Origin of the sequence: Clostridium sp. YIM B02500 (assembly GCF_022324665.1) — a bacterium.
In the GTDB taxonomy this organism is placed as follows: Bacteria; Bacillota; Clostridia; order Clostridiales; family Clostridiaceae; genus Clostridium; species Clostridium beijerinckii.
In genome coordinates this window covers 15,774-28,409 of record NZ_JAKGTE010000038.1, presented here as the reverse complement: position 1 = coordinate 28,409, position 12,636 = coordinate 15,774, and the positions used below count along the sequence as shown (strand labels likewise).

Here is a 12,636-nt window from a genome sequence, read left to right as displayed (position 1 = left end):
TCCTAGTATTTTCCTCCTAAAAGATTTCTTCTACTATGTATATTTAGCGACAGGCTATTTTATACATTTCTTTTAGGAGGAACTAAAAATAAATAATTTTCTATATAATATTGTAGTGTTTTAAAGCATATTTAATTCCATCATCCTCAATATCCTTTGTGACAAATGATACTAAGTCAAATAATAATGGAGTACTATTTCCCATAGCAATACTGTTTTTTACATATTTAAGCATAGATAGATCATTTGTACTATCACCAATAGCATATGTGTTTTCGTGATGAATATCTAAATAATTTATTAAGTATTCTATACCTGATGCTTTAGAGAATCCTAAAGGAACTAATTCATAAAAGCCTTCACCACGATGGATAAATTCAAATAAACTTTTGAACTCATTATGAAAGCTTTCAAAATCACTATTTTCATTAGTCCAAATTACAAATTTATCAAAGTTAATTTCAGTATCATCAAAAGTTTTACCTTTATAAAATCCTTCCCTTATGTGACGTTCTTTGATTCTAAGAACTTCTTTAGAATGTATATTAGTATCGTAATAAATGTCATTCTTACCTTCTAATATAGCATCGATATTATATTTGCGAAGCTTGGCTACAATTTCTTTTGATAAATCTATTCCAAGATTTCTATGTAGTATTTCTTTATTTTTAAATTCTATGTAAGTTCCACATCCACAAACATAACCATCAAAATTTAGTTCTTTGACACAATCATCAATTCCTATAATTGTTCTCCCTGTATTAATGAAGATTAGATGCCCATTTTCTTGTGCTTTTTTTAGAGCTGCCTTAGCACTGTTAGGGACTGTATAAGTCTTTTCATTAAATAATGTTCCATCAATATCAAAAAATATAATATTGGATTCCATTATGTCACCTTCCTTTTTCGTTTGTATATCCATATTTAAATTGCCTTATTTTACTTTGTTTATTATAACTATTTTATAAGATTAATACAATGTTTGACCAGCTAATTAAAGATTTTTCGATAATCGACAAACAAATTTACGTTACTTCTCTAAACTTTACATACAGCTATTAAGTATAGTATAATTACAAAATAATTAAGAATTCATGTTCGATTTATAAAGTGAAATTCAATGAAAAAAGGAGGGGAGAAATATGGAATTTGGCAAAAAACAAAAAAAGATAATTAATAATAAGCCAAATGGTCATCTATTAATAAAAGGTCCAAAAGGGTCTGGGAAGACCACTGCATTTATACATAAGATTCCATCACTACTTAATAATTATTGTATATCTAAGGATGATAAAATACTTGTCGCAGCTTGTAACGAAGAATATTCTGATTATTTTTATTCTGTCTATAGAAATATTGAAGGTGAAAAATATCATCAAAATAGCTTCTTTGATGAAGATAATAGTGATAAATTAGAAATAAGCACAATAGATTCTTTAGTCTCTTATTATTTAAACAAATATGTAAAAAATAATAATATAAATCTTACTTTGGCATCTTTTGAAGAACGTGAAGCTGAGCTTAAAGATGCAATACGTATAGTGTCAAAAAGATACGAAAAGAAAAAGCCGGATATATTAAATTTAGATCATATTGAATTTATAAAAGACGAGATTAAATGGATTAAATCATGTAATTATTTAAAACTTGAAGAATATCAAAGCGCTAATAGAGTTGGTAGAATTAATAATTTGAACGTTGAGATATCTAAAATTCTTAGAAGAAACTCTAAGCAAAGACAAGCTATCTTTGAAGTTTTAGAAGAATATACTAATAACTTAAGAAAGCTTAATAAAGTAGATGCTCAAGACATGGAACTTTTAGCTTTAAATGAAGCAAAAAAAGCTCCAATAATTAATTATACTCACATATTTATAGATAATAGTCAGCAACTTACGAAAGTTCAATTAGAATTAGTTAAATCAATATATAATGAAAAATCTTATTCAAGTATAACATTTATTATGGATACTTTTGAAACTGCAATTCCTAATGCTTGGCTTGTAAAGGGACGCCACTTTTCTAGTTTAGGATATGATATGAAGGGAAAATGTATTTCTTTGAATGAATCTTACAAAGAAATAGAAGTTGAAGAGATAGAAGGATTTGTAGATAGCAGTGATAAGTTGATTCAAAAAAATGAGGCTAATAAGAATTTATTACAAAGTTCATCTCTTACATTAGGGTCTATAGAATACATAGATTTAAAAAGAGATATATCTCATAGATTTATAAAAGATTCAGGATCAGTAGATGAAATATATGTAGATTATAACAATTTTGAAGAAAAAGTAGACGACGTAGTAAATATTCCTGTATTTAATGAGATTGCAGCGGGTAATCCAATTTTAATTAATGAATATATTGAGGATAGCTACTCATTACCAAAGGATTGGATAAGAACTTCAAAAGATGTTTTTATGCTTAAAGTTAAAGGTGATTCCATGATAAATAAAAATATTTATGATGGAGATTATGTAGTAATAAGTAAGCAGAATATGCCACGTATTAAGGATATTGTTGCTGTTGATATTGAAGGTGAAGCAACGCTTAAGACTTATAAAGTTATTGATGGGAAAATTGCTCTTATACCTGAGAACGACAAATATCAGCCAATTATTATAGAGGATCAACAATTTAACGTTTTAGGTGTGGCTATTGGACTTATTAAAAATTCATAGATTTGGTGAAAAACCTTGTAATTATTGGTATAATTGTTACAAGGTTTTTTTATTCTTAAAGAGTGCGAAGCAAAATACGGAACTTAACCACAGTCGCCTGCGATTTTTTATCTATAATAAAGTTTATGCCATCAATCAATTTGAATGATATGTGCAGAAATGATTACAAACGCTATATAATGAGGAAGTGAATTAATATGTTTGAAATTAGAAATATAAAATTTAGAAATATATTAGATATCAAATTTCTGAATATAGATAAACCAATTACATGTGTTGTAGGGCCTTCTGGTAGTGGAAAGACAACTTTACTTCGTATGTTAAACCGTTTAAACGTACCCGATGAAGGAGTTATACTTTATAATAATAAAGATATTTCTAAAATTGATACAATATTATTACGTAGAAATGTAGTTATGCTAGGTCAAACTCCTGTTATTTACAGTGGTAATATAGAAGACAATCTCCAAATTGGATTGGAATTTTCAAAAAAACTTCCTGCATCAAAGAGTAGAATGAAAGAAATTCTTGAAAGAGTAGAACTTAATAAAAAACTCACTGATGGATGTGGTAACCTTTCTGGAGGAGAGAAACAGCGACTATGCCTAGCTAGAGTAATGTTAATGGATGCTGATACATATTTGTTAGACGAGCCTTCAGCTGCACTAGACAAAGATACTGAACAATTTATAATAGATAATTTTTCAAAGTTTGTATTAGAAAACAATAAGGAACTTATAATGATCACTCATTCAGAGCAAATAGCGCAGAAATATAACAATTCAATAGTTAGGATTGAAAATGGAGAGGTTGTGAAATCTTATTATGAATAATGCAGTAATGAATCTATCAGTCTTCCAACTTTCAATTGCTTATGTTTTTGTACTAATAATGCTTATTATTTTTAAATCACGAGGTATCAAAAGAGAAAAACAAATATTGATTGCTTCAACTAGAATGACAATACAACTTACTATAATGGGCTATGTTCTCATGTTCGTATTTAATAATCCAAGTTGGTGGTTAACTTCTTTTATGATTATAATTATGATTTCTTTTGCAATTTATAATTCAATAAAAAGAGTTAAAGTTCAAATGTCAAAGGAATTAAAAAGTATAATTGCTATTTCAATGACCTTTGGAGCTCTTTTGACTGCAGCTTTCTTTATAATAGTTGTTCTTAGTGTTCGCCCATGGTTCAATCCTCAATATTTTATTCCTATTTCAGGTATGATTGTTGGTAACAGCATGACAGGTATTGCACTAGGTGCAAATAAACTATGTAGTGATTTTGAAGATAAAAGAATTGAAATAGAAAATTCGTTAATGCTTGGTGCAAGCCCACTTGATGCCACTAGACAAATTGTTAATAATGCTTTCGACAGCGCCATACTTCCAACTATGAATAACATGCTAACTATGGGAATTGTATCGCTACCAGGAATGATGACAGGACAGATTCTTTCTGGAACATTTCCTATCACTGCAATAAAATATCAAATTGGCATAATGCTTGCTATATTAGGCAGTACCGCTGTGTCCACTGTCTTGTTTGTAACCCTTGGATATAGAACATTTTTTACTAAAGATAACAGGTTAAAATAACTATTTTCTATAGGCTTTATACCAAAAGGCATTAGATATTCTTAAAGTTTTAATTAATATGAATTTTAATCTTAAATTTTTCATAAAATTCATAAGAAGTAATTTTTTATATTCCATACTTTATAACACTAAGCTGTATTTTCAATAAGAAAAATATATTAATTATTAAATTTTATTAATTTATCTGGATATAATATAAGAATTAGTATATTATATTATTAAATGATAATTAATATTAATTAGTAAATTGTATTAAAGAGGTGAAGGAATGTTTAATTGTATAAAATGCGAAAATAATAACTTTAAAAATTTAATAAATGGTGAATGGGTTGGTAGTAAAGATAACAAAGTAATTGAAATCTATTCGCCACTTGATAATTCATTAATTGGCACAGTTCCTGCTATGACAAAGGAAGATGTTGATAATGTACTAAGCATTGCAAAAGAGGGCCAAAAAAAATGGAGTAAAGTTCCAATGAGTGAAAGAGCTGAGATTTTATATAAAGCTGCTGATATTTTAGTTGAAAGAACTGATGAAATTGTTGATATTATGGTCAGAGAAATTGGTAAAGACAGAAAGAGCTCAAAGTCTGAAATTCATAGAACAGCAGATTTTATAAGATTCACTGCTGATACAGCTAAGAATATGTCTGGTGAAAGTATACCAGGCGATACTTTCCCTGGATTTAAAAGAAATAAAATCTCAGTTGTAAATAGAGAGCCATTAGGAGTAGTTCTTGCAATATCTCCATTTAATTACCCAATAAACCTATCAGCATCAAAGATAGCGCCTGCAATAATTGTAGGAAACTCATTAGTATTAAAGCCTGCTACTCAAGGTAGCCTATGTGGTTTATACTTAGCAAAAGTTTTTCAAGAAGCAGGAGTACCAAATGGGGTATTAAATACAATCACAGGTAGAGGAAGCGAAATAGGAGATTACGCAGTTACTCATAAAGGCGTAAACTTTATTAATTTCACTGGAAGTACAGACGTTGGTGTTAGAATTTCAAAACTAACTAGCATGGTACCACTTTTAATGGAGTTAGGTGGAAAAGATGCCGCTATAGTTTTAGAAGATGCGGACTTAGAGCTTGCAGCCAATAATATTGTAGCAGGTGGTTACTCATACTCTGGCCAAAGATGTACTGCAGTAAAAAGAATTTTAGTATTAGAAAAAGTTGCTGATGAATTAATTTCTAAAGTTAAAGAGAAAATGAATAAACTTGTGGTCGGAAATCCATTAGACAAAGATGTAGATATTGTACCATTAATTAGTACTAAAGCGGCTGATTATGTTATGGAATTAATAGATGATGCTAAAGATAAAGGTGCAGATCTAATTGTTGGTGGAAATAGAGAAGGTAATTTAATATACCCAACACTTTTTGATAATGTTACTACTGATATGAGGCTTGCATGGGAAGAGCCTTTTGGACCAGTTCTTCCAATAATAAGAGTAAAAGATAAAGATGAAGCTATTGAGATAGCGAATAAATCAGAATACGGACTTCAAAGTGCAGTATTTACAGAAAATATTGATGATGCATTTTATGTAGCTGACAGATTAGAGGTAGGTACAGTACAAGTAAATAATAAAACAGAGAGAGGTCCAGACCATTTCCCATTCCTAGGAGTTAAAGCTTCTGGAATAGGAACTCAAGGAATAAGATATTCAATTGAATCTATGTCTAGACCTAAAGCAACAGTAATAAATTTAGTTAGATAATATCTTATACTAAAATAAGTACGATATTAACTTAAATTAGCTAGTTAAATCCTTTTTAAATAACAATATATAAAAAAACAAATGAAGCATCAAATTCAACACAATAAGAATTGAATTTGATGCTTTTTTATTCTCTATGAATTTATATTCAATTCAAGTTAACTCTATGGATTAAGTTAGAGAAAAGATCAATTCAGAAAGTTATGGTTTCTAAAGAGAATAAAAAAGAAATTAAATTATAAGGAGACATAGATTTAATAATACCATAAAAAGTCACCTAATAAATAATACATTATTTATTAGTAGACATAATAGATAATTTTCACGATATAAGGAGATAATTAAAGCTAATAATCACCAAATAATGAAAACTAATTAGCAAACCGCATATATAATGATATTAAGCTATTATTAAGTTAATATGCAAATTGATATATATATCTTATAAGAATATAATGAAGTTGTCACTAGATAGTGTCAAAAGTAATGGAGTGGATACATATGAATATTTCTATAATAACATCTGAAAACAGAAGACTTTATCCTGCTTTAGTATACAATACAGAAGATAATGAGCTTAAGAAGCTAATCACAGAAATTGATGATATTTATGATTTACTGTACAAAAAACAAAATATATTAGTTCTATCAACTCAGTATGACCAATATGGTAATGAAATCAAATTCTTTAATGGTCAATTAGAAAAATCAGATATAAAGGCCTTATATAGCGTAAACGAAGATATGAGTTCTAAAGGTTTAGCATTTGTTATGACACTATCTGAGGCAGCAAAGAAATGGGGATTGTCAGATGGTTCAACTATTAGAAAAGCTATTGAGAGAGGTAAATTTCAAACAAATGAGGTAAAACAAGCTGGTGATGTATGGATAACTACCTATTCTGCAATGGAGAGGGTATTTGGTTCAATAAGAAATGAAGAGAATGCATATGTAATATATGATGATTTTGAAACAGTTTATCTTACTACGAAAATAAATTTTGCTTATGCCCAATTAGCTTACCTCAGGGGATTACAATATGATATGAAGTTAAAGGAAATTGAAGAAAAATATAAATATGTTAAAGACGTATTTATAAATGCTTTAAATGCAATAAAAGATGGCGGAAAAGTATTAATAAAGAAAAGCAGAAATAATAAAATCCGGCAGATAATAAATACTACAAATGAACTTCTTTTTTATATAGACACATTTCGTAGTAAACGAAATTTACCTCCTGAATTAATAAATAGATTAATAGATGATTTAAAATCTGTTGAACAGTAAAGATATGTCTAATACAAATATTAATAATTTAAAGGAGAATATTAAGTTATGGAAACAAAAAATGATATTCATTATGGAATGGTTGATGTATTACGCTTAGTTTTTGCAATTGCAGTTGTATCAGTTCATACAATGGCTTTTAAATCCGTAAATGATGACTTATGGATTGCTACTAGTATGGGTATTGCTAGACTCGCTGTGCCATTTTTCTTTATGGTTTCGGGTTACTTTTTATATAATAGAATTGGTTCTGAGAAAGAGCCTAAATCAACTATTAAGCATTTATTACGTATCTATGTTTTATGGGTGCTTATTGAGATCATAGCGTTATTTCCTCTTGTCTTAAGCAGTTTAAGTGCACCACCTATTTTAATTATTGAGAGATTATTATTTGCAGGGGTCACAGGAAGCCTTTGGTATATATCTTCGCTAATTATTACTATCTTTATAATTTCCCCATTATTAAAAAGAGACAAGCTGTTTTTCTTGTTTATAATTGGATTTGTATTATATCTATTTGGGACAACTGGAGATACCTATTATGGGTTGTTTGAAAAAACTATGATAAATCCATTAATCAACGGATATACTTCAATATTTATGCTTCCACAAATAGGCATTACTGAATCAATTCTTTTTGTATCTTTAGGTGCAATCGTTAGCAAATATAAATTAAATGAAAAGATACAAAAGTCAGGATTACTAAGTATACTTTCAATTATATTACTTTTAATTGAAACCTTTGTGTTAAATAAAACTGGAATTGCTAAGGACGCTAATATGTATCTATCATCAATAATTGCAGCCCCTTTAATCTTAATTTGGGCAATTAATTCCACAAAAAATATTTCTACTAAGGTTTCTAAAGCCTGTAGGGAATATAGCTTAGGAATATATTGTTCTCATCAAATAGTTATGATATGGCTTGCAATGTTTATACCAGTACTTTTTGCAAATACACTTCTTAGGTTTATCTGTTCTTTATTATTGTCTGCATTAATAATTACAATTTTAAGAAAAACTAAAATTAGAAAAATATTTTTAAGATAAATATTTATATCTATTTTCACTTAAATAAAATATTAATGAAAATCTCTAAGATAATTGTTATAATTGTTCTAGGGATTTTTAGATGTATAATGAAATTTATATAAATATTACCTTAAATTAAATATATATAAATCTAGGTCGATAAATAGTGTAACCTAGCTACATAAAAAGGAGGAAATTAATTATGGCTTTAACGCCAATGATGGTTGAATATATGAAAACGAAGGAGGAATACAGTGATTGTATTCTATTTTATAGATTAGGTGATTTTTACGAAATGTTCTTTGATGATGCAATAACTGTATCTCGAGAGCTTGAATTAGTTCTTACAGGAAAAAATTGTGGTCTTGAGGAAAGAGCTCCTATGTGTGGAATACCACATCATGCAGCAGCAGCATATATACCAAGACTTGTTAATAAGGGATATAAAGTAGCAATATGTGAACAGCTTGAAGATCCAAAGGAAGCAAAAGGAATTGTAAAAAGAGGTGTTGTAAAAATAATTACACCAGGAACATTCATAGATGCTAATAGTTCTCTAGAAAATGATAATACATATTTAATGACCATATATGAAAGCGATGAAAAAATAGGTTTAGCAGTTTCGGATATAAGTACTGGCGAATTTAAAACAACTTCCTTTGATAATATTAAGATAACCTTACTAGATGAGATTTCAAAGGTTGCACCTAAAGAAATTTTAGTAGATAAAAACATTAGCCAATCTTTAATAGATGATATAAAGGGTATAACTACTGCACTTATTACAGAGAAAGACTTTAATGAATTTATCGTATCAAAAGAAGAAATTATAGATCAATTTTCGGATTTAGAGGTTTCTGGATTAGTAAATGAAAGAGAAATTTCAAGTAGAGTACTACTTAAATACATATATGAAACTCAAAAAATGAGTTTAACTAATATAAATTTGCTAGAACAATATGAAATAATTAATTACATGACGATCGACGGAAATTCAAGAAGGAATTTAGAACTTACTGAAAGTATAAGAGAAAAAAGCAAAAAAGGGTCTCTTTTATGGGTTCTTGATAAGAGTGCTACATCTATGGGTGGTAGAACAATTAGAAAATGGATTGAAGAACCGTTAATTATTAAATCTGAAATAGAAAAAAGACTAAGTGGTGTTAGCGAAGCATTTAGTTCAATTAGTTTTAATGAGGATTTAAGAAGTTCTTTAAAAGATATTTATGATATAGAAAGAATTGTCGGTAAAATTTCAAATAAAAATGTGAATGCAAAAGATATGTTATCTCTTAAAGCTTCATTAGACAAATTACCATCTATAAAAGAACTTTTAGGAAGTGCTAATTCAGAACTGCTAAAGGAATATTATGAAGATTTAGATGAGCTATCAGACATAAGAGAATTACTTGAATCTTCCATTAAAGAAGAGCCTTCTTTAAGTATAAAAGAAGGAAATATAATTAAAGATGGTTATAATTCAGAAGTTGATGAATTAAGACAGTCAAAGCTTCATGGTAAGGAATGGATTGCAGCTCTGGAAAATCGTGAACGAGAATTTACCGGGATCAAATCTTTAAAGGTAGGTTATAACAAAGTATTTGGATATTACATAGAAATTTCAAAATCAAATTATAATTCTATTCCAGAAGGTAGGTATGTAAGAAAACAAACTCTTGCAAACGCTGAGAGATATATAACAGAAGAACTTAAAATTATGGAAGATAAAATTCTTGGCGCAGAAGAGAAGCTTATAAACTTAGAATATTCTTTATTCACTGATATAAGAGATTCCATTGAGAAGGAAATTGCAAGACTAAAAAAAAGTGCTAGAATAATTTCTAATCTAGATGGTATTTCTACCTTGGCATTAATCGCTCTTGAAAATGATTATGTAAAACCTGAAATCAACGAGGATGGAATTATCGAAATAGTAGATGGCAGGCACCCAGTTGTTGAAAAGGTAATTGGAAGAGGTGAATTTGTTTCCAACAATACTACCTTGAATCAAAGTGATAAGGAATTACTATTAATAACTGGACCTAACATGGCAGGTAAGTCAACATACATGAGACAGGTTGCCCTTATTACGTTAATGGCCCAAATAGGATCTTTCGTACCTGCTTCTAGCGCTAATATTTCAATTTGTGATAAGATATTCACTAGAATTGGAGCTTCTGATGATTTAGCTGGTGGTAAATCCACATTTATGGTTGAAATGTGGGAAGTATCAAATATACTTAAGAATGCAACTTCTAAAAGTCTAGTATTATTAGATGAAGTAGGGCGTGGAACATCAACTTATGATGGACTTTCGATAGCTTGGTCTGTCATTGAATACATAACTGGTAACGAAAATTTAAGATGTAAAACTTTATTTGCAACACACTATCATGAATTAGTAAAACTTGAAGGAGTTTTGCCTGGTGTTAAGAATTACTCTGTAGCTGTTAAGAAAATGAAAGATAGCGTAATCTTCTTAAGAAAGATAGTCGAAGGTGGTGCGGATGAGTCTTATGGTATAGAAGTTGCAAAACTTGCTGGTCTTCCTGATGATGTCATTAATAGAGCAAAAGAAATTCTTCTAGGCCTTGAAGGCGAAAATAATTTTGATATACACAAAGTAACAAACACTGAAATCATAGAAAATGAGGTTGCTGTAGATATAAATGGAGGCAACAATGTAGTTACTATTACTGAAAAAGCCTGTGAAAGTAAGAGTGAATATATAGAAAAAGTTGAAGCAAAAGACCCTTTTGATAAAACAGAAAGTAATAAAGCTGATCATAGAATTGATGAAAAGACTGAAAATTCATCTAAAAAACATAAGAATAAGGATTCTTCTAACAATATGCAATTAGATTTTACTTTTATAGAAAAAGAGGCATTTCTAAAAGAAGTTAGCGAAGTGGATATATTAAGTTTAAATCCTATGGAAGCCATGAACACTCTATATAGGTTAGTTGCTGAAGCTAAAAAATTAAAATAAAAACTTTCTAATCCTATTAAAGTAGTTTAATAGTTCCAATTATGTTAAAATAATTCTAAATGCAGTTGGAACATAAGTTTTTAAATAAATAATATAATATTTTAATGCTAAATTACTTGCTATAAGTTACAACTGTGTTATATATACTATTACGGGGTGAGTTACTTTGACATATATAAACGAAAATACATTTGAAGAAGAATTATTTGAAGATCTAAAAATTAATTGCCAAGAATGCTTTGGTTTTTGTTGTGTTGCATTATATTTTTCGGCTTCAGACGGATTTCCAAACAATAAAAGCGCTGGAAAGCCTTGCTTAAATTTGCAATCAGATTTTGGTTGCTCTATTCATAAAGATTTGAGAAAAAAAGGACTTAAAGGTTGTACAACTTACGACTGTTTTGGTGCTGGACAAAAGGTTGCTCAAATTACATATGCTGGACATAATTGGAGAGAAAATCCCGAATTATCCGATAAAATGTATGAAGTCTTTTTGATTATGAGGCAGCTTCATGAAATGTTGTGGTATCTAAAACAAACTTTATCAATTCAAACTAATGAAAAGATAAAAAATAAAATAAATGATCTAATAACTGAAACAGAAGATATTACTAAATCAGCACCCGACCTCCTTATGACTTTAGATATAGAGGTGCATAGAGATAATGTTAATGCGCTACTCAGGCAAACAAGCGAATTTGTTAGGGCCAAAGCGCTTGGTAACAGTAAAACTAACTTAAAACGTAAAAAAACAATTGCTGGCAGATTGGATTGCATTGGTGCAGATCTTAAAAAGATTAATCTTAAAGGTGCGGACCTAAGAGGGGCATTTCTCATAGCAGCAGATCTTAGAGGAAATGATTTGAGTTATGCGGATCTTATTGGAGCTGACTTACGTGATGCAGATATTAGAGGTGCTAATCTTAAAGATAGCTTATTCATTACGCAATCTCAGATTAATTCAGCTAAAGGAGATTCTAATACAATCTTACCAAAGTCAATAGTGCGTCCAACTTCTTGGTAAAGGAATCAATGTTAGATTTTTATAAAATCTTATAATCATAAAGTATTTTGTATTTTTAATAATACACTAGGCTGTATATTTGTTATATAGAGTCTAAACACTTTGATTCATTAAAGTTTATCTTAAACTTTAATTTTATATAACCAAACAAATTTATATAAAATGAATTATCTTTTTGGGAACCTATATAAGGAACTAAATAATAAATCTAAGTAGAGTGATTATAATAAAAAAATAAGCTTTTACAAGCTTATTTTTTTGCAAAGAATTATTTAAGTATTAGAATATG

The 12,636-nt window shown here is 28.9% G+C and carries 9 protein-coding genes; 8 read left to right on the top strand and 1 reads right to left on the bottom strand.

Features of this window, described 5'->3' with window-relative positions; translation table 11 throughout:
• Positions 1-100: 100 nt before the first annotated feature.
• Positions 101-889 (bottom strand): Cof-type HAD-IIB family hydrolase, encoded by a 789-nt coding sequence (locus tag L1S46_RS22565; RefSeq protein ID WP_012058787.1) that lies wholly within the window; start codon positions 887-889, stop codon positions 101-103.
• Between the two features lie 253 nt (positions 890-1,142).
• Here L1S46_RS22565 and lexA point away from each other — a divergent pair, with 253 nt between their 5' ends.
• From lexA to L1S46_RS22525, 8 genes are all read left to right on the top strand, one after another.
• Positions 1,143-2,681 carry a transcriptional repressor LexA gene (lexA, locus tag L1S46_RS22560; protein WP_238901036.1) on the top strand — a complete coding sequence of 513 codons (1,539 nt, stop codon included), beginning with the start codon at positions 1,143-1,145 and terminating at the stop codon, positions 2,679-2,681.
• Between the two features lie 197 nt (positions 2,682-2,878).
• Positions 2,879-3,514, top strand: a complete 636-nt coding sequence (locus tag L1S46_RS22555) for an ATP-binding cassette domain-containing protein (RefSeq protein ID WP_017211592.1) — start codon at positions 2,879-2,881, stop codon at positions 3,512-3,514.
• On the top strand, positions 3,507-4,286 hold the full coding sequence (gene fetB, locus L1S46_RS22550) for an iron export ABC transporter permease subunit FetB (protein ID WP_012058784.1): 780 nt from the start codon (positions 3,507-3,509) through the stop codon (positions 4,284-4,286). The genes L1S46_RS22555 and fetB overlap by 8 nt, the downstream gene beginning before the upstream one ends.
• 268 nt (positions 4,287-4,554) lie before the next feature.
• Complete coding sequence (locus L1S46_RS22545; protein ID WP_238901035.1) at positions 4,555-6,015, top strand: NADP-dependent glyceraldehyde-3-phosphate dehydrogenase; 1,461 nt, start codon at positions 4,555-4,557, stop codon at positions 6,013-6,015.
• A gap of 501 nt (positions 6,016-6,516) precedes the next feature.
• On the top strand, positions 6,517-7,302 hold the full coding sequence (locus L1S46_RS22540) for a helix-turn-helix domain-containing protein (RefSeq protein ID WP_238901034.1): 786 nt from the start codon (positions 6,517-6,519) through the stop codon (positions 7,300-7,302).
• A gap of 48 nt (positions 7,303-7,350) precedes the next feature.
• Positions 7,351-8,352, top strand: a complete 1,002-nt coding sequence (locus L1S46_RS22535) for an acyltransferase (protein WP_238901033.1) — start codon at positions 7,351-7,353, stop codon at positions 8,350-8,352.
• 184 nt (positions 8,353-8,536) lie between these two features.
• Positions 8,537-11,323, top strand: coding sequence for a DNA mismatch repair protein MutS (gene mutS / locus L1S46_RS22530; protein ID WP_238901032.1), 2,787 nt, complete (start codon positions 8,537-8,539; stop codon positions 11,321-11,323).
• 166 nt (positions 11,324-11,489) lie between these two features.
• Positions 11,490-12,347 carry a pentapeptide repeat-containing protein gene (locus L1S46_RS22525; RefSeq protein ID WP_238901031.1) on the top strand — a complete coding sequence of 286 codons (858 nt, stop codon included), beginning with the start codon at positions 11,490-11,492 and terminating at the stop codon, positions 12,345-12,347.
• The last annotated feature ends 289 nt before the right edge of the window (positions 12,348-12,636 follow it).

What these genes read in the sequence shown, in the direction of transcription:
- L1S46_RS22565 (WP_012058787.1), bottom strand. Translation starts at nt 889, where the DNA reads ATGGAATCCAATATTATATTTTTTGATATTGATGGAACATTATTTAAT.
- lexA (WP_238901036.1), top strand. Translation starts at nt 1,143, where the DNA reads ATGGAATTTGGCAAAAAACAAAAAAAGATAATTAATAATAAGCCAAAT.
- L1S46_RS22555 (WP_017211592.1), top strand. Translation starts at nt 2,879, where the DNA reads ATGTTTGAAATTAGAAATATAAAATTTAGAAATATATTAGATATCAAA.
- fetB (WP_012058784.1), top strand. Translation starts at nt 3,507, where the DNA reads ATGAATAATGCAGTAATGAATCTATCAGTCTTCCAACTTTCAATTGCT.
- L1S46_RS22545 (WP_238901035.1), top strand. Translation starts at nt 4,555, where the DNA reads ATGTTTAATTGTATAAAATGCGAAAATAATAACTTTAAAAATTTAATA.
- L1S46_RS22540 (WP_238901034.1), top strand. Translation starts at nt 6,517, where the DNA reads ATGAATATTTCTATAATAACATCTGAAAACAGAAGACTTTATCCTGCT.
- L1S46_RS22535 (WP_238901033.1), top strand. Translation starts at nt 7,351, where the DNA reads ATGGAAACAAAAAATGATATTCATTATGGAATGGTTGATGTATTACGC.
- mutS (WP_238901032.1), top strand. Translation starts at nt 8,537, where the DNA reads ATGGCTTTAACGCCAATGATGGTTGAATATATGAAAACGAAGGAGGAA.